The 20,174-nt window shown below is 59.1% G+C and carries 6 protein-coding genes; 2 read left to right on the top strand and 4 right to left on the bottom strand.

Going from position 1 to position 20,174, the window contains the following annotated elements:
* Nucleotides 1–44 precede the first annotated feature (44 nt).
* Both FJ398_01550 and FJ398_01545 read left to right on the top strand, forming a co-directional pair.
* Nucleotides 45–13,337 (top strand): glycosyltransferase, encoded by a 13,293-nt coding sequence (locus tag FJ398_01550; GenBank protein MBM3836640.1) that lies wholly within the window; start codon nt 45–47, stop codon nt 13,335–13,337.
* Between the two features lie 38 nt (nt 13,338–13,375).
* The gene (locus tag FJ398_01545) at nt 13,376–16,867 is read left to right on the top strand and encodes a glycosyltransferase (GenBank protein ID MBM3836639.1); all 3,492 of its coding nucleotides are present in this window, start codon (nt 13,376–13,378) and stop codon (nt 16,865–16,867) included.
* Between the two features lie 36 nt (nt 16,868–16,903).
* On the opposite strand, the gene FJ398_01540 is transcribed toward FJ398_01545, so the two are convergent.
* From FJ398_01540 to FJ398_01525, 4 genes are read right to left on the bottom strand one after another with little or no spacing between them, the layout of a single operon-like run.
* Complete coding sequence (locus tag FJ398_01540; protein MBM3836638.1) at nt 16,904–17,839, bottom strand: hypothetical protein; 936 nt, start codon at nt 17,837–17,839, stop codon at nt 16,904–16,906.
* A 23-nt stretch (nt 17,840–17,862) separates the two neighbouring features.
* Nucleotides 17,863–19,308, bottom strand: coding sequence for a flagellar hook-associated protein FlgK (gene flgK, locus FJ398_01535; GenBank protein MBM3836637.1), 1,446 nt, complete (start codon nt 19,306–19,308; stop codon nt 17,863–17,865).
* A 19-nt stretch (nt 19,309–19,327) separates the two neighbouring features.
* Nucleotides 19,328–19,825 (bottom strand): flagellar protein FlgN, encoded by a 498-nt coding sequence (locus FJ398_01530; protein MBM3836636.1) that lies wholly within the window; start codon nt 19,823–19,825, stop codon nt 19,328–19,330.
* Complete coding sequence (locus FJ398_01525) at nt 19,822–20,172, bottom strand: hypothetical protein (protein MBM3836635.1); 351 nt, start codon at nt 20,170–20,172, stop codon at nt 19,822–19,824. Before FJ398_01525 ends, FJ398_01530 begins: the two co-directional genes overlap by 4 nt.
* Nucleotides 20,173–20,174: the final 2 nt, after the last annotated feature.

Below are 20,174 nucleotides of genomic sequence, written 5' to 3'. Positions count from 1 at the left end.
TCAAAACTCTCGGCTGCCACTTTTGAAACTGGCCTTAAGCGGTCATGGGCATAAATCCGATGAAAAAGAAGACCGTGGTGTTCAGTCAAGCCAGCGAATTGGCGCGGGCATTGGAGCGGTTCCGCTCCTCCGGACAATTCAGTTGGACCTATTTGGGGAATCAGGCGGCTTTTTTTTATTCCATACAGGAGGGGCTAAATCGATTCGCGACTTACGTCTGCAGCGGCCAGTATATCAATGCCACGGCTTCCAGAATCTGGCGCGAGTTCCTGAATTTAGATCAAGTGGTGGAAGTGGATGTCGCAGACCTGCGCTGGGCGACAACCTCGGTGGCCGAACGAAGCCCGCTCTCTTCCATGCTCTTTTACCATCTCTGCGCCGCTCTTTCTCTGCCGCGCATCCTCGAAGACATCGACGGTGAGTTGTTGATCGTGGTGGACGACGCATACCTGGCAGCTTTCTTGTCTAGAGTCGCGTCCAGGACTGGAAAGTGCGAGGTCCAGCTTTGGGGTTCCTTCAATCAGGAAGAGGCAGGCGCTCTGTTCAAAACCCTCAGACAGCATCGCAGGAATCAAAAATCCAAATTTGCGGCCCACGCATCGCATTTCATTGGCCGACTCCGATCTCGGAAGGAACTGGTCGCGAACCTTCGCCAAAAAGCTGGACGCCCCTTAGGCGCGCTGCCGAAACAGATTGATCACCTCCTCGTGTCCTGGATTCAACCTGAGAGTTTCGCCAGGCACGCCCGCGCTGGCCGAGACGACTTTTTCGGGCCTCTGCCTTTTTGGCTGGAGGAGGCCGGCGGGAGCGTCGTCTTCCTGGTCAATCCACTCGATTGGGTTTATCCGATCGAAAAGATTTACGAAGGTGTCTTTCGCGGCACGGGTCCCTGTCTCTTTATTGAAGATTGTGTTGATCTGGATGCTTTTGAAAGCACGGCTCAACGTCTTCTCGAGTTCACGCTCAAACTCAGAGGCCGGTGGATTCTGGAGGGAGTCGATGTGACTCCGCTTCTCTTCGAGGCGTTTCATCACGACCAGAGCATCGCGCGCCCGCTTTTTGCCCAGCAGTTCTATCACGTCGGCAGATTCCTGGCCGGCCAGGGCAGCACCGTCGGGAACTTGATTTATCCGTATGAAAACCAGCCCTGGGAGAAAGGACTGAGGTTAGGAGTTCGCGAATTCCTGCCGGCAACGAAACTGACCGCTTATCAACATTGCCCGGTGCCGCCGTTTTGGTTCAGCTATTTCCCTTCCCGAAGCGACTTCACGGCCAATCAGATTCCGGACTGCCTGGCCACTCACGGAGAGTATTGGCAGCGGATGTTCCGCGAATACGGTTTCTCTGAAAGCAGAACGTCGGTCTGGCCAGCTTTTCGTTTTGAAGCCTTAACCCAACCGGCGGGCGCGAAGGCGGCCGCGCTTCCTCAATCTTCCGGCCCGCATTTGCGCGTCTTGTTGTGCCTCGTGATTGAAGCGGGGCCGTCTCTGGAAATGCTCACGCGGACGATCGAAGCGCTCCATGCCATCCGCAATGTCCGCCTGGAAATTCGGTTTCATCCCCGGATGGGGCGCGAATCGGAACTTCTCCAGACGGCGCTCCGGATTGCGCAGCTTTCGTCTCTGCCGGAGGAGATGATCGTGGGGCAACGGTCCGCGAGCGAAGCGCTCGTCGATAGCGAAGTTGTCATCTGCAACGGATCCTCGGTCGAGTTTGAGGCGGCTCATGCGGGCCGGACCACGATTGGGTTGCTCTCAGAATTTTTTGTCGATCAAAATGTCATGCCCTTTGCAGAGTATGACTTCACATGTCGAACCGCTTCGGAGTTGAGAGCCGTCGTTCAGAAGCTCGCGGCGAACCGTCAATCCATCCAACCGAGGCCTTGGTCAGAGCAGAAGTCGCGCGAGTTTTTTGAGCCGGTCTGCGGCGCAACGAAACACGCTGTAGTGACGTGGTTGACCGGCGGGGGTAGCGATCCGCAAAGCCTGCACAAAGCCGATGCGCCTTCGATGGATGAAGCCCGCTCCGATCTGTTCCAGACGCAAGAGTCTCGAATGCCCCGCCGGCCTGAAGCTGACGCGGAAAGTATCCCGCCCCCGAAGGTCAGCGTCGTCATCCCCTGCTACAACTACGCGCACTTTCTGCCGGAGGCAGTCGAAAGCGTTGCTCGGCAAACATGCCGCGATTTCGAGATCATCATTGTCGATGACGGCAGCACGGACAATACGGCCAGCGTAGCCCGGCAGCTTATCGACACCTATCAGGACCTTCCCATCACGTTGATCCGGCAAAGCAACTCCGGCCAGCCCGCGAGCGCGCGGAACTCCGGCATCGACGCGGCCCGAGGCGAATATGTCCTTCCCCTGGATCCCGACGACAAAATTGCGCCCACCTTCCTGGAAAAGGCCGTAAACCTCATCGAATCCGACGGCAAGGTCGGCGTGGTCTATTCTCAATTGCAGCATTTCGGCGATCGCCAGGACATTTGGCGGTGCGGCGAGTTCACGCTCCAAAATCTGCTCCAGGACAATTGCGTCCCTTATTGCGCGCTCTATCGAAAGCGGCTCTGGGCCGAGGTTGGCGGATATAAACTCAATGTCAAAGGCTACGAAGACTGGGACTTTTGGATCAGCCTCGCGGAGAAAGGCTGGGAGGGGCGGCTCATCCCTGAGCCGCTCTTTTTCTATCGGAAACACGGCTCGGGCTTGCTCGATCGAGCGAATCGCAATCGCGAACTTCTCAAGGCCCAAATCACGGTCAACCATTTCAGGCTCTACGATTGGCCGCGCGTGCAAAGCGCTTCGAGCCGGATTGTCGAGGCTCGAAAAACGGCGAACCGGACTTCTCGTCCGCGCGTTCTCCTGGCTTGTCCCCATTTCTACCCTTCGGTCGGCGGAGTCGAGAGCATCGTCGAAAACCTGGGCCGGCGTTTGTCCTTCCTGGATTTCGATGTGGAAGTTGCCGCCTACTCCAATGAGGCGCGGCAAACGGACGACCATCTGGGAATGCGCGTGATCTCATTGGATCGTGAAAAGATTTCGGGAACGACCCTTCCGCGCGCCACGGTGCAATTGGGCGAACTCGTTTGTTCCGGGCGCTACGACGCGTGCATTGCGATTTCCGATCCTTCCAACCTTTTGTTTTGGGCGTTTCATGGGCTGACTCTTCCGCGCCGTTTTCGGCTGATCCTCCAGCCGGTGATCAACGATGCGGCCTTCCACAACTGGCGAGGCGATCGCGAGTTTCGTGAATCGCTCCGCTCTGTTCTCCAATCAGCGCACGCGGTCGTGTCCATCACACGGCATGGGGCGGGGGATCGCTACTTCCAGGAAGAGAAGATCGATCCCGCTTACATCCCCAATGCGGTTGACGTCGTTGCGCCAGCGGGAGATTTCCGGCGCGAACACGGCATCCCTAAGGACATGCCCTTGCTGCTGCACGTGGCGAACCTGTTCCGCGTGAAGAATCACCTGGGGTTGTTCGAGACGCTGCAGAATCTTCCGGGAGAATGGCGCCTGGCCATCATCGGCGGCACAACGATGGAACAGAATTACGGCAAGGCTGTTCGCGAGGCAGTCGAACGCGATCCCAAAGTCATCTGGATTCCGGGTTTGCCGCCGGAGAAGGTTTCGGCAGCGATGGAAGCGGCGGATTTGATCCTGCTCCCCTCGCGCGCCGAAGCGTCGCCCGTCGTCATTCTGGAAGCGATGAGCCACGCGAAGGCATGGGTGGCGACACCGAACTGCGGCGCGGTCCACGACAATGCCGGCGGCGTCATCGTGCCGCTGGCGGAGTTTCCAAATGCTATTGCGACGTTGCTGCGAGAGACGGAGTTGAGAAAGGCGCTGGGCCAGTGCGGCTACGATCACTGGGGGGCGTGCTTCAGTTGGAACGTCGTTATTCGAGCGTGGACGTCAGTGATCCAAGGCGAACCCATCAAGGCGAATTTCGAGATGCCTGCCGGTGTGTCCGCGCGAATGGCGGAGCTTCGCGGTGAATTTCAACGCCAAGCGAACCAGGCGCGAGCGACAAGGTCCATTGCTTTGCCGAGCGCCGTATCGGGCGAAGCGGCGGTGCAACCCATGAAATCGCCGCCCCGAGTGTCCGTGGTCATCCCTTGCTACAATTACGAGCGCTACCTGCCGGAGGCGGTCGATAGCGTCATCAAGCAGACCTATCAGGATTTTGAGATTATCATCGTTAACGACGGGAGCACTGATGACAGCGCGCAGGTCGCGGAAAGCCTTCGCGCCCGGTATTCCACGCACCGAATCAAGCTCATCAACCAGCCGAACTCCGGCCAGCCGGCGATCTCCCGCAACCGAGGAATTGCCGAAGCACAAGGCGAATTCATCCTGCCATTGGACGCTGACGACCGCATCGCGCCGACCCTCCTGGCGGAGTGCGTGCAAATTCTAGAGTCCAACCCGGACGTAGCGATTGCTTACACGGATGCCATCTTTTTCAACCGGGAGCGTTCGTGGATTCAACCGACCGCCGAGTACGACTTCAAAGTTCTGATCCACGCGAACCATCTTTGTTATTGTTCCCTCTTTCGCCGCCAGGCGTGGGAAACGGTGGGCGGATACAAGACCAATGTCAAAGGATACGAAGATTGGGATTTCTGGATTGGCTGCGGAGAAAAAGGATTCGTGGGCAAGCGAATTGCCAAACCCTTATTCCACTACCGCGAGAAAGCGGATGGGCTTTTTCAGGATGCGCTGAAACGCGACACGATCCTCCGCATCAACATTATCGCCAATCATCCTGACCTCTATCCGAAGGACATTGTGGAGATTGCCCGGAGGTTCTTGCGCGGAGAAGGGAACCCGAAGGCCCAGAGCCAGGGGCCGGCCATTTCCGTCATCGTGCCGACCTATAACCGGCCAGAGATGCTCGCGGAAACGCTCCAGAGCATCTTGAGCCAGACGTTCCAGGATTTTGAAATCCTGGTCGTCAACGACGCCGGGCAGGATGTCTCCAAGCAGATCGAAGGCCTTAACGCTTCGCGAAAGATCCGTTACTTCCAACACTTCCAGAACCGCGGCCTGGCCGCGGCCAGAAATACGGGCGTCAACCAGGCGCGCGGCAAATACATCACGTATCTGGACGACGACGACCTTTTTCTTCCCGACCATCTCCAAACGCTGCACGAGTTTCTGCAAAAAAGCGGAGCGAAAGTCGCCTACACAGATGCCTGGCGCGCCCACCAAATGAAGAAGGGCGGCAGTTATGAAATCGTTCGCCGGGATGTTCCGTATTCACGCGACTTTGATCGGGATGAAATCCTGGTGGGCAATTTCGTGCCCGTGCTGTGCTTCATGCACGAAAAGGCGTGCTGGGAAACCGCCGGGGGATTCGACGAATCGCTGACCAGCCATGAGGATTGGGATTTGTGGATCCGCATGTCGCGCCATTTCCAGTTCTTCCATATTCCCAAAGTCACGTGCGAGTTTCGCTGGCGATTCGACGGCACGAGCATGAACAGCGGCAAACGGGCGGATATGCTGCGAACCGCCACGCGCGTCTATGAGAAGTCGGAACATCTGGTGTCGGGGCGGCCGGAACTGCAAGCGGCTCGAAAAGCGTACCTGGAAGGAATGAAACGAGAAGTGCTGGCAAGCCGTCAGGCCGCCGAGGCTCAAGCTGCTTCACAAGAATCTGCTTCGTTGCCGAACAGTGAACCCACGGCTTCACCCCTCCCCGGAGGGGAACCGGCAACCATTGCGGAATGCGGAGTGCGGAGTGCGGAGACCGTAGGTCTTCCTCCTCTCCCCGCGAAGCATGAGTGGGGAGAGGATCGAGGAGAGTGGAAAAGTCAGCACGATAGTCCTCCTCTCCTCAGCCCGCTCCTCTCTTCGAGTGGAAGAGAGGGAGCCATCCAATCCTTGCCGCTCGTCTCCATCATCGTCCTGACTTTCGACAATCTCGAATTGAACCGCGAGTGCCTCGCTTCCCTTTACGAAACGATCGATCCCGCCAAGGGCGAGATTATCGTGGTGGACAACGCGTCAACGGACGGAACGGCTGATTATTTGCGCCGCGAGCAACAGGCCGGACGGCTGCGCGCGTTCCTGAATTCACAAAACGTGGGCTTCGCCCGCGGCTGCAATCAAGGCGCGCTGGAGGCTCGCGGACATTTGTTGCTGTTCCTGAACAACGACACGCGGGTCACGCCCGGTTGGTGCGACTCGATGATCTGGGCGGCGCGCTTGCCGCGAGTCGGAGTGGTCGGCGTGAAACTGCTGTATCCGGATGGACGGGTGCAGCACGCGGGGTTTGGGTTGGTCGGGCAGATGCTGGATCACGTGCATCGTTTCGCCCCGGCTTCCGCGCCCGAAGTCAACGTGTTTCGCGAGCTGGACATCGTCACCGGCGCTTGCCTGATGATTCCGCGAACGCTGTTCTTCGAGTTGAACGGGTTTGACGAAAGCTTCAAGAATGGCGGCGAGGATGTCGATTTGTGCCTGCGGGTTCGCGCGGCGGGCTGGAAGGTCGTTTATGAGCCGCGCACGGTCGTGTACCACCACGAGGCCAAAAGCGCCGGGCGCTTGCAGCATGTGCCTGAAAACGTGCAGTTGTTCGGCCAGCGCTGGAGCATGCAGTTCGATGCCAAGGCTCGCTTCCATCCGCCCACGCCGCCGCGCACGCAGAAGGCAGAGAAGAGCCTCTTGGACGAACCGGACGCGGCGCAAAAGCTGGCCGACGCTTCGTCCGTGAACGTCCAACGAGTCGATTCGTCAGCGCCTCAGTGCGCCAAACAACGCGCGCCGGGTTTTAGTTTCTGCATCATCACGAACGGCAAGCGCCCCGCCAAGCTGCGCGAGGAAATTCAAAGCATACGGGCGCTCAAGATTCCTCAATGCGAAATCCTCGTGGGCGGCGATGTGCCAGCCGGTTTCGACGATGTCATCGCGGTGCCGATGGCCGAGGTGGCTCATGCCGGACGGCTTGGGGAAATGCGGAATCAACTTTGCCGGCGAGCCCAGTACGACCGCCTCGTCGTCGCGGACGACGACATGATTTTCCATGCGGATTTCTACGAAGGGCTGCTCAATTTTGGGGAGAATTACGACGTGCTCTGTGTTCGACTTCTGAATACGGACGGCACGCGGTTCTGGGACTGGGCCAAGGCGGGCTCGGCAGCGGAGCAACGCTTGTTGGAATACACGGAATACGATTCACGCGTTTACGTCACCGGCGGCCTCTGTATTATGAAGGCTGCCGTTTCCGATCTCGTGCAGTGGGATGGTCAACGCGGATTCTACCAACTGGAGGATGTCGATTTTTCCGAGCGCCTGAAGACGGCAGGCTTTTCCATTCGGTGCTGCCCATTCAGTACCGTGACCCATAATGACCGGCGTTACACCCAGGTGGGAAGGGTGATCTTGGCTCGCAAGGCCGAATTCAAGTTCCCCTGGGAAGACCCGGAATTGCAGAATGCGCCTCCGAACGCGTTGCTCGCGAAAGCGGTCGAGACCGCGCGAGTTCAGCGCTACGCGGAATGCGCGGATTACGTCCGGATGTGCCTGAGGCTCGATCCCATGCATCCAGCCGCGAGGGAGTTGTGGAGCAAGATGCTGCTGGCGTTTGGCGGGGACACGAAGCAGAGTTCACTTTACGCCTCGCCTCCCTTCGAGCCCCTCGTGCGGCCCGTCGATTCGCCGGCGCGCGGAAGTGGCGCAGGAGAAAACCTGACTTCGTCCGCCGCTTCGGCGATGCCTGTTCTGTGGCACGGCCTGTTTTACAGCTTCAGTGGCTATGCTGAGGAAGCCCGGCACTTTGTCCTGAATCTGGAGAGCAACAATATCAATCTGGCGATTCGTTCCTTCGCCCCGGCTTCCGAAGGTTGCCGTGCCAAGATCGATTCGGCGGATCGCGACAAACTCGATGCCCTGCTGCAGAAGAACATCCCTTCTCCGTTTGCCGCGGTGGTTCACGTTTCAGGCCGTTGCCTGGATCGGCTGCCGGGCGCTGCCTATTGCATTGGCAGAACCATGTTCGAGACCGATCGGCTGCCGCAGGAGTGGGTCGAAAAGTGCAATCGGATGGATGAAATCTGGGTGCCGACGGAGCACTCGCTGGAGTCCTTCAGGAACTCCGGCGTGACGGCACGATTGGTCAAGATTCCGGGGGGAGTCGATACCGACCGCTTTCGACCCGGTTTGAATCCTCTGCCAATTCCTGGAAGACGAAAGACCGTCTTTCTATCGATCTTCGAATGGAGCTATCGCAAAGGTTGGGACGTGCTCCTTCATTCGTGGGCCCGCGCTTTCAAACCTCAGGACGACGTTTGCCTGGTGCTGCGCGCTTATCCATTGAATGCCTCCGAGGCGCCGGATGTTTCGCGCGAGATCAATTTGTTCATTGATGCCTTTCTGAGCCGCATCTTGAAGTTGAATCGCTCTCAGGTGGCTCCGATTATTGTTTTGGGTTGTCCCATCTCCGAAGCAGACTTGCCGCATCTCTACGCCGCCGCCACCGCTTACGTCGCGCCGTCGCGGGGCGAAGGCTGGGGCAGGCCGCAGATGGACGCCATGGCATGCGGATTGCCCGTGATTGCGACCGGATGGAGTGGCACGCGCGAGTTCATGACCGAGCGGAACAGCATCTTGCTGGATTACAAGATGGCCGACGTGGGCCCGGAATCCGAAATCGAGTATTTCCGAGGGCATCGCTGGGCTGAACCTTCGAGAGACCATCTGGCTCAACTGTTGCCCCGCGTGGTTGAACAGCCGGAGGAAATGGCCCGGATTGGCTCGCGCGCACGGCAGGACATGGTCGAGAAATGGCAATGGGATCGCGTGGCGGAGCTTGCGGCCGGGCGCTTGGCGGAGATCGCGGAGGAGTTGCGAGGCAAAACCAGTAATCAGTTATCAGTAGTCAGTGATCAGTTGTCAGAATCCGTTCGCCCTCAGACGCCTGACGCCCCTCGCCTCTCGCCTGAATCAGTGGTCAGTGATCCGTTGTCAGTTGCCAGTTGCCAGTTGCCAGGGGGGAGTAATCAGTTGTCAGAATCCGCACTCCGCACTCCGCACTCCGCACCCGAAGGCTCCGCAATTGGCCAAGAACTGGCTCGACAGGGCCGCATTCCCAGCTATAAACGAGAATCGGTGCATTCGATGAACGACGCGCACGACTCCAACCCGAAACCGGACTTAGAGATAGGTCCTGTATCGCCCGAGGCCAATCGGCTACTGGAACGAGCCGATGCCGAATACCGCAAAGGCAACCTCGCCAATGCCCGCTCCGTCTTGCTGGAGGCGCTGCAACACCTGCCCAACTCTCCGCGAATCCACGCCACGCTGGGGGCGATTTTGTTCAGCTTGAATGAGTTCGCCACAGCCAGAGAGCATTTTGCAAAGGCCGCAGAGTTGGCTCCAAACGATCCTGGCGTTCGCGTCCAGTTGGCCCTGGCGAACCTTGAACTCGACCAGATCGAGGATTTCGAAGCGGCACTGGGCCGCGCCCTGGAACTCGACCCGAACTACCGCGACGCACTCAAACTCCTGGCGGATTTGAACTTGAAGCAGGGAAGTTACAAGGACGCCGGCCAGACCTACGTGAAGATCATCTCGCGCAATCCGGAGGACCTGGACTCATTGCTCGGATTGGGCGCCTGCTTCTTTAAGGCGAATGAATGGGAAACGGCCCGGGAAGTCTATCAGCGCATTCTGCAAATCTCCCCGAATCATTCGCTCGCAGCCAACAATTTGGCGGCGATCAAGAAGAAGATAGAGGAAAGGGCTTCGGGGGTGGTCAGTGATCAGTTATCAGTAATCAGTAATCAGTCGCCTGGATCCGCACTCCGCACTCCGCACTCCGCACTGAATCAGGCCAACGTAGGGCAGGCTTCCAGCCTGCCTGAATCAACGATCTCTGAAGACAGTAAGAAAGGCAGGCAGGAGGCCTGCCCTACTCTTCAGCCGAACTCTGAAATCGAACGCTTGTTGGCGAGCGCAGAACGGGAGAGCCAGAATGGGAATCACTCGTCCGCGCGACAAATCCTGGAGCAAGCGCTGCAGCAAGCGCCGAACAACATTCGAGTCATCGAACAACTCGGAATGGCTGCGTTCGCTCTGAACGATTTCATCACGGCGCAGCGTCACTTCGGCCGGCTGACGGAAATCATGCCTTCGGATCCCTCCGCGTTCGTTCAACTCGCCTTGACTCATCTCCGGCTGGAGCGCATCGATCAATTCGAGCAGGCGTTGGGACGCGCCCTGGACCTCGATCCGTACCACCGCGACGCGCTGAAGTTGCTGGCCGATTTGAATCTTCGAAACGACCAGTTCAAGGACGCCGCCCAGGCTTACACAAAAATCCTCAGCCGCCATCCGGACGATCTGGATGCGTTGTTGCCCCTGGGAGTCTGCTTCTTCAAGGTGAACGATTTTGAGACGGCGAAGCTGGTGTTCGAGCGCGTGCTGGAGAAGCATCCCGGAAATCCCGTGGCGAAGGAGAATCTCGATGTGATCCGGCAGAGGATGGCCGTGGGGCAGTTATCAGTGGTCAGTGATCCGTTGTCAGTGAGCGGTGATCAGTCGCCCGAATCCGCAATCCGCAATCCACAATCCGCGATGGAGAACGTAGGGCAGGCTTCCAGCCTGCCCGAATCAACGGTCTTGGAAGAGGGCAAGACAGGCAGGCAGGATGCCTGCCCTGCTCTTCAACCGCACTCCGCAATCGATGGTCTCCTGGAAAAGGCGCAGACCGAACACCAGCGGGGGAACCTCGCCAGAGCGAAAGAACTGTTGGTCGAGGCGTTGCGGTTGGAGCGTGATGAGCCGAGGGCGCTCGCCGCGGCCGGGGCGATTTGTTTCGCTTTGAATGAATTCGAGCAGGCCTATCAGTATCTACAGCGGGCCACCGAAGTGAACCGGCGCGATCCGGCGGTCTTCGTGCAGCTTGCGCTGGCTAACTTGAAGCTCGATCAGATCGAGGAGTTTGAAGTCGCGCTGGGCCGGGCGCTGGAGATTGATCCCCACCATCGCGATGCGCTGAAGCTTTTGGGCGATTTGAATGTTCAGAACGGTCGCCTCAAGGATGCTGCTCAGGCCTACACGAAAATCTTGAGCCGGCACCCGGACGACCTGGACGCGCTGTTGCCGCTCGGCGTCTGCTTTTTCAAGGATGGCGACCTGGAGACGGCCAGACTGGTCTTTGAGCGCGCTTTGGAACGGCACCCGGACGATCCGGTCGCGAAGGAGAACCTGGTGGCCATTCGTCAGAAGCTGTCGGAAGGCAGGGAGAGTAATCAGTTGTCAGTTGTCAGTGATCAGTCGTCTCAATCCGCAATCGAGAACGTAGGGCAGGCTTCCAGCCTGCCTCAATCAACGGTCTCTGATGACGGAAAGAAAGGCAGGCAGGATGCCTGCCCTACTCCTCCACCGCAAGTGGCAACCGACCAGTCGGCTTTGGCGAAACTGATGGACCAGGCGAATTTCTTCTGCGAGGTCAGCAATCGGCAGGCCGCGCTGGAGACTCTCGAACAGGCGGTCGAATTGGCGCCGCGCGACCCGCAGATTCGCTCGGCGCTGGGCAGCCTGCACTTCACCCAGGGAAACTACGAAGCGGCCCGGGAGCAATTCCGCCGATTGATCGAAATCAAGCCTCGCGACGTCGATGCCTATACGCGGCTGGCCATGGCCTGTCTGAAGGTGAATCGCATCGAGGAAATGGAGGCCGCGCTCGGACTCGCGCTGGAGATCGATCCGCACCATCGCGAAGCGCTCAAGTTTCTCGCCAAAACCAACCTGGAGAACAACCGGGTGCGCGACGCGGGCCGCGCCTACGCCAAGTTGCTGGAACGCCAGCCGGATGACCTGGAGACCTTGCTGAGCCTGGGGCTTTGCTTTTATCGCGGCGCGGATTTCGAGTCCGCTCGCATGGTCTATAACCGGGTTCTCGAAATGGACCCCAACAATGTCACGGCGCGGGAGAATCTTTATCAGCTCGACCAGAAGAGCGAGAACAGTGGCCAGTTGTCAGTTGCCAGTGGTCAGTTGTCGGTTGCCGAGGCTCAGCAGTCCGAGAAATCTGAAATTGCCCAGTTGAACCAGTGGTTGACCAAGGCCGATGCGGCGGTGGGGTCGCAAAACCTCGCCGAAGCGCGCGACGCGCTCAAGGCGGCGCTGGCGTTCGCGCCAGATTCTCCGGAGATTCTATCCGCGATCGGCACAGTTTGTTTCCAACTGGGCGACTTGCGGCAGGCGCGCATTCATTTGGAACGGTTGGTGCAGATTGCTCCGTCCGATCCCGGCAAATGGGTGCAACTCGCGTTGTGCCACTATCAGTTGGGCGAATTGGCTGAATTTGAATCCGCGTTGGCCAAGGCGATGGAATTGGACTCGAACTGCCTCGACGCCCTTCGACTCCGCGCGCAGGTCGATTTCAACCAAGGCAAGATCCAGAGCGCCGCCCAGGCTTTCGGGAAGATGCTCAAGCAGACTCCGAACGATCTGGAGGTTCTGATGCCCCTGGCAGTTTGCTTCTACAAGACAGGCGATTACGAGACCGCCAAAATGATTTTTGAGCGGATTCTGGAATTGGAACCCGAACACACATTGGCCAGGGAGAATCTGAAGGTGCTCCTGGACAACCTTCGCGTGGCGAAGGGGAGTGGACAGTTATCAGTGGCCAGTGATCAGTTGTCAGAGGTCAGTGGGCAGTCTGACCATTCCGCACTCCGCGCTCCGCATTCCGCGATCGAGAAGGCCGGCACGCGCGCTTTGGATGAGCAACTTTCCCGGGCAAATGCATTGTGGTCTGCGGGAGACCTGGCCGGGGTTGCGGCGGCGCTCCAAGAAGCGCTGAAGGCGAGCCCCGACAGTCACGAGATTTGCGCGGCCCTCGGCAGTGTCCTTTACCAGAAGGGCGACTTGAGCGCGAGTTGCCAGGAACTGCAGCGGGCAACCCAGATGCTCCCCAATTCCTCGGACTACCAGACTCGCCTGGCCCTGGCGTTGCTGGGTTTGGAACGGATTCCCGAATTTGAAGCCGTGCTTGGGCGCGTGCTCGAAAATGATCCGACCTACCGCCCGGCGCTGCGGTTGTTGGCCGACCTGAATTTTCGAGAGAACCGTTTCAAGGACGCCGCCCAGACCTACCACAAGATCCTTCTCCAGGCTCCGGACGACACCGAAGTGATGCTGCCGCTGGCGGTTTGCTTCTACAAAACCGGCGACGCGGAATCGGCGAAAATGGTTTTCGAGCGAGTTCTCCAGATCGATCCGCAGAATGCGGTCGCCCGCGAGAATCTTGATTTGCTCACTAAACCGCCGTCTTCTCCTCCGCCTTCCTCCAGCAAGCCTGCCCGGCGAAAAAAAAAACGGTAGCGCCTGAGGACGGCCCCGAACTTGCGCGTAGCGCAGATTTGCAATCTGCCGTATCGCAGGATTGCAGCCTGCAAAGCGCCGGCAAACTCGAATCCGTTCCGAACAGTCCACGCGCCTCCGATTCCAAATCGGCGATACAGCAGAGTGCAACTCTGCGCCACCCCGAACGCAAGCTGTCGATCATCTGGGAGGGGTCGCAGTTCGTTCACCATTCGCTGGCGTTGATCAATCGCGAGTTGTGCCTCCAGTTGATCGAGGGGGGCCACGACCTCTCCATTCTTCCGTTCGAGCCCGACCAATTCGGCCCGGAGGCTGATCCCCGCTTCGGCCAGATCGCCGGTCGCGTTCGCGCGCCTCTCGCCCGGCCGGCGCACGTTCACTTGCGCCATCAATGGCCGTTCAACCCAACGCCGCCCCAGGACGGTCACTGGGTGATCATTCAACCCTGGGAATTTGGCTGCATTCCGAAGGATTGGGTCGCGGTGTTGCGAGATCGCGTCGATGAAATCTGGGTGCCAAGTGCGTTCGTCCGAGATTGCTACATTCAAAGCGGCATCCCTTCTGAGAAGGTTTATGTGGTGCCCAACGGGACAAATCCCGATCGTTTCCATCCGAACGCGCCGCCGCTTTTGCTGCCAAAGGCAGGGCAGGCTTCCAGCTTGCCTGGTTCAATCTCTCGAGACGGAATGAAGGGCAGGCAGGATGCCTGCTCTACGGCACGGAAATTCAGGTTCCTGTTCGTGGGCGGCACGATTCGACGCAAGGGACCGGACCTGGCGCTGAATGCTTATCTGAAATCCTTCACGGCCGCGGATAACGTTTGCCTGGTGGTGAAGGATTTTGGCGCCAACACGTTTTACCAAGGCCAAACGCTGGAAGCGCAGATCCGGCAGCTTCAGAGTCATCCGAACGCGCCGGAAATCGTTTACTTGAACCAGGACCTGGCGCCCGAACAGATGCCCGGACTCTACACGGCTTGCGATTGCCTGGTTCATCCGTACCGCGGGGAGGGGTTTGGGCTGCCGATTCTGGAGGCGATGGCGTGCGGTTTGCCCGTGATCGTCACGGCAGGAGGCGCGGCGGACGATTTCGCGACGGAAGAGTTCGCGTACCGGATCCCCGCCCGGCGCCAATCCATCGGCACCAAGGTCGGAGATTTGGAATTGGCGGGCCAAGGCTGGCTGCTGGAACCTGACCTGGAGGCTCTGAGCAACCGGATGAAATTTGTCGCCTCCCATCCTGCGGAGGCTCGCTTGTTGGGGCAACGCGCCAGTGTCCATGTCCGCAGCAAATGGACCTGGACCCATGCGGCCGCAGCGGCCGAGAAACGCTTGCAGGCCCTCGCGGCTCGGACGGAGAATCCCACTAGGCTTCGTCCAATCACTTTGCCGGATTCAGGTCGCGCAGCCGTGAATCCAAATCGCGGCGAGCAATCGGTGGCACGATTCCCCTCACCCTGCCCCTCTCCCCAAGGAGAGGGAAGGCTGATCCCTGCTGCGGAAAAGTCTGGCAGGGGAGAGGGCCGGGGTGAGGGGGAAGGCGATGCTGGGTTAACTCAACGCCCGAAAACTGAGACTGCGACGCCGCAACCGGCCATCGAAGTACCCGCCGCCGGCTTGATCGGTTCGTTGAAGAAGGCCCAAGATTTCGCGGCTCAGAAGAAGTATTTGAAAGCGTGGAAAGCGGCGTTGGAAGCCATCAAACTCCGTCCTTTCCATCCCGACGCCTACTTGCAGATGATCGAGATTGCGCTGTCGGCAGACGACGAACGGCAGGCGTTCCTTTGCGCGGAACGTTTGATTCGGATGACACCGAACTGGGAAATGGCCCGGCGCGTGTTTGCTTCGCTCAAAACCGCTGCCGAGGGCAAGCGGTCCCAGATCAATTGGACGCCGCTCCCCAAGTGGCCCGACAGACCTCGCCTCAGCGTCTGCCTCATCGCCAAAGACGAAGAGGACAACATCGGACGGTGCCTGGCGTCGGTGGAACCCATCGCCAGCCAGATCGTCGTCGTGGACACCGGATCCAAAGATCGCACCGTGGAGATTGCCCGGCAGCACGGGGCGGAGATTTATCGTTTTGACTGGAACGACAATTTTGCCGACGCGCGGAACGCCGGGCACGAGCACGCGCGCGGCGATTGGGTTTTGATTCTGGATGCGGACGAAGAATTGCCGAAGGAAAGCCATGAAAAGCTGTCCCGAGACATGGCGGCGACGAACGTGCTCGGTTACCGCATCCCGATCTGCAACATTCATGAAGCGGCGGATTCCGTGACGTACGTGCCGCGGTTGTTCCGAAACGCGCCTGCCCTGTTTTTCGTCGGCCGGGTTCACGAGCAGATTTACGCCAGCGTGATTGCGCGCAAAGCCGAATGGGGCATGGACGCGACCATGGGCACGGCGACTATCATGCACTATGGCTACGATCCCGGCCTGGTGAAACGAAAGCAGAAAATCCAGCGGAACCTCAGACTGATGGAACGAGCCGTCCAGGAACTGCCCAATGAAGCGGCGCTGCTCATGAATTACGGACTCGACCTGGTCAACGACGGGCGGCTGGAAGAAGGCCTGGAAAAATACCGGCACGCGTTCCGCATCATGGCGCCGCACCCGGCCGGGTCCATTTTGCCTGAGGTCCGCGAGCGCTTGCTCACGATTTACGGAGTGCACGCGCTCAAGGCGGAATTATTCGGCGAGGTGCTGGATGTCATGACCTCGCGTCTGGCCGGCGACGCAGGGCCGACCGCGTCGATGCACTTCCTGGCCGCGGTCGCGCTGATGCGGATGAAACGCGCCGCTGAGGCGATTCCGCATCTGGAAGCGTGTCTGGCCAAGCGCGACGCGCCGACGCTGACGCCTCCGTGTCATCAAGTGTTCAAAGCGGGACCGCACCATCTGCTCGCCCAGTGCTGCGCGGTCATTGGAGAAAACGAACGGGCCGAGGCTCATTTCAAGCAGGCGCTCGTCATTGAACCCGAAACGCCGGGCGTCCTGCACGATTACGCCCATTTTCTGCACCGCACAGACCGCTCACTCGAAGCGCTGCAGACCTTGCATGGCATCATGGCCAAAGGCATCAACGATGAGCATCTCTGGCACCTGGGGAGTTTCATCTCGGCCAGCAAACCCGAGTTCGCCGAGTTCTCGGTGGATTGGACGGAGGAAGCCTTGAAGCATTTCCCGCAACACGCGGGGATCCGGGCGTTGCGGGGCGAAGCGTTGCTGAAGGGGGGCCGGTTCAGCGAAGCCCTGCCGTTCTTTCAGAATTCAGCCCACGCTCAGGAACCCTCCGCGCGGGCCGCGGTCTTGATCTGCCAGTTTGCGGAAGGCCAAACTCCGTCCCTCGCGCCCTCGGAAAACGAAGCGCAGCTCAGCGTGGAATTCGTCAATTGGTATCGGCGGCTCTTGGCCGCGCGCTCGCTGGAGGGATTGAAGAAGATCAATTCTCAAATTGCCGCGCTGCGCAAAGTGCTGCCGAGAGCAGCGGCAATGCTCGATCAGGCGCTTCAAGAAGCGGACCCGTCGTAGCTGCGGCTTTCTGGAGAACCCAATAAAAGCCTGGGTTTAGTTGATGTAGTCCAGGAGGGATTGGCTGAGGATGGTGCCGCCGGTTTTCAGCGCGGCCACGTAAGCGTTCTGGATTTCGCTCAAGGAGACGAGCGTTTTGGCCAAGTCTGCATCCGATTCCTTCGAAACCAGGCTGTCGAGGGAAATTTTGCGCGTGTTGGCGATTGAAGAGGTCATATCCAGGCGAATCTGTTCCGTGCCGACGCTGCCGAAATGATAGAGGATGTTTTCCTCGTCCTTAAGCAGGTTCGGGAGATCCCCCGTTCGAATGGCCGCGGTTTTGTTACTCAGGAGATTGTCGCGCAGCGAAATCAAGTGCGCAAAGAGATCGGCCCCAACGGAAGTGTCCTGGAGCAAGCCGCGCTCCCCGGAGCCAGACGTGTTTGCGCCAGGCACGGTCACTGAAATATTGATATTCTCGGCAATTTCGCTGGACGAGACGGTCTCGGAACCGTTGTAGGCCACGCTCGTGATCTGATTCTGGGCGTTCCGTGTCGGGTCGAATGGCAAGGATGTATTCTTGGTCCCTCCGAAAAGGTAGTTCCCCTGGTGGCGCGTGTTGGACAACTGGAGGGCGCGCTCGATCAGTTGGTCCACCTCGATGGAGAGGGCCTGAAGTTCCTGGGGGGTGCGAAGGTTGTCCGCCCGGGTCGCGATTTCACCCGCGCGATCCGACACTTTCTTCAAATCGTCGATGGCCGCGAAGGAGGCGGTCAGTGCGTCTTTCAACGCCCCGATATTCTTCTCATATTGCGTGATCGCTTTGATCTCGTTTTGGAGGTCGAGCACCTTGCGCATGGCGCGCGGATCTTCGCTCGCCATTTGGAACCGCTGGCCGGTGCCGGCTTGAATATGGAGCCGCGCTTGCTGCGTCGCGAGGCGTTCCAGTTGGGCCCGGATCACGTTCGGGAAAGTACTGGCGGTGACTCGCATATCGGTCTGGGAGGTGGATTGTTTTACGGAGCCAGGTTAATGACGGTTTGCAGCAGTTCGTCCAGGGTCGAGATCATGCGGGCCGAGGCTTGGAAGGCGCGTTGAAAGACGATCATGTTGGCCATCTCCTCATCGACGGACACGCCGCCGATGGAGTCGCGCTGGCGAGTCAGCATGCGGTTCACCGCATCCTGGTCTTGCATCTGGTTGTTCGTATTATTCAGCGCCTGGCCGAGGTTAGCGACCGTCTGGTTGTAGTGTTCGGAAAACGTGAGGTTGCCCAGGGCTGCCTGAGGCTTGTTCGCCATCCTGGCCAGAGTCAGCGCCACGCCGTTGTCGCCTGGATCGCCCGTGGAACTGGCTTGAATTCGGCTTGGGTCGGCTCTCAAACCCGTGTTCAACGCGATGTCGGAGGCATTCGAACCGGAAAAGAAAACCTCTCCCGTGCTCACCCCATCCAGCGCGATGCCTGCCGAATGGGTCGTATTGACCTGCGTGATTAACTCGCCGGCCAGCGTGTCGAGATCGTCGGAAACCGTTTTGATCTCAGTATCTCGGGCGTCGATGCTGCCCTTGATGCCGCCCTTGGTCAACGTGACGGCGGCGCCGCCGGCGGTTTGAACCTGCGTGCGTTCAACCCCGGTGCTCGAATCCGCCACTGCTTGCAAAGTATCCACGACGCGGTCGATCTCGATGACGCTGGCGCCGCCGATGGAGAGGTTCAATTGTCGAGTGAAAGAGTCTTCGGAGTAGGTCACGTTCGCCAGCTTGGAAAGGGCTTCGAGCTTCTCCTGGCGGCGATCCCGCAAGTCATTGGATTTGCCGAGGTCGCCGATCTCCGACGCGCTGATGCTGACGCTGAGGTTGCTGATGTCGGCCAGGAGTTGGTTCGCCAGAGTCACATCGTCCTGAACGCGGAGGTTCAAGTCGGTGCGCAGATTTGAAAGCCGCGTGGTGACGCTGTTGAACTTTTCGGTGAGGCTTTCGCCCTTCAGTAGAACAATCTGGCGGTCCGCCGTCGAGCTCGGGCTGGTGCTGAGTGCTTGCCAGGCATTGAAAAAGTCCGAGATCCCTTCGATGATGCCGAACTGGCCGCCGACTCCGAGGCTGGCCGTGGCTCCTTCGGGCGTAGAAGCCTGCAGGGGGTGGAGCTGCTGGCCCAAATTCACTTCCGCAAATTCCAAAGCTTTCTGCCGAGATTCGAGGTAACCGGATACGCTGGTCTCCCTCACGATCTCGCTGTCGAGCAGGCGGTCCCGGATTTGTTCGATCGCCGAGACTTTCGCCCCGGTTCCTACCGGTCCGGTGGAGCTGGGCAGCGCATCGGCGGTTTGAATCCGGAGGCGCTGACGCGCGTAAGCCGGATTGCTGACATTGGAAAGGTTGTGGCCGATCAGTTCGATCCCTTGCCGGTTGGCGTCCAGCCCGCGCTTGGCGACTTCCATGGTTCCCATGAGGCCGAGTGGCATAGAGCGACGGGTTTCGGTTTTAGATGATCATCTCGCAGAGCGAGCTTTGAGGCAGCGCGCCAGTCTTGACCGTTCCGGCCGGCGTGTACGTCTGGCCGCCGCTCGAGGGGAAGAGGCTGAAGATCATCTGTTGCATCAGATCGAGCGAACGGCTCAGCAGCAGATGGTTCTGGCGCAGCCGCTGTTGGGAGCGCATCAGCAAATCGTTGATTTCCTCGACCAGCGCTTCCAGGAGCGGCTGGTATTCCTTGGGGACAAGCGCGACGAGCTGTCGGAAAGAGAGGGTAGTGGGCTGGCCCAGCGCGGTGGCGAGTTCTTTTCGAAGTTGGTCTCGGCGCTGGCGAGCCGCTGCGACGATGGGCACCTGGGCATTGATGGCGCCGAGGTTTTCCAACAACCCTTCAGCAGACCGGCTCACGATCAGATCCTGTTGCTGCTCTAAAAGGGCCAGAAGCTCACCGTACTGGGTGAGCTCGTCCCGCAAGGTCTCGATCAGTTTTTCCAGTTCGGCCTTCATGGCTTCGGAGCGTCTGGATCCGCCGGCTGGCCATCGTTCTTGTGCGGGTGAGTCATCTGGGCCTGGAAAGAGTTGGCCAGGCCAAACGTCCCGGTTTTGCTGATGGCTTCAGCGAGTTGGTTCACGATCATGTCCTGATAAATGTCATGGCTGGCGCTCAGCATGGCGCTTTGGGGCTTCAAAAGCGGCTTCTGCGCTTCCGTCAAGAACTGGCGCAGCAAAATGGCTTCAAAATGATGGCTGATCCCGGAGAGCTTTTCGTCTTCCGATAACTGCTTGTTGGACGCCAAGCGCTCCAGCGGCAAATCGGCCGGCTTGAGCTTTCGGGCGACCGGACTGCTTTCCATAG

The organism is Verrucomicrobiota bacterium (assembly GCA_016871535.1).
GTDB lineage: Bacteria > Verrucomicrobiota > Verrucomicrobiia > Limisphaerales > SIBE01 > VHCZ01.
This window is presented reverse-complemented; position numbering and strand designations above follow the sequence as displayed.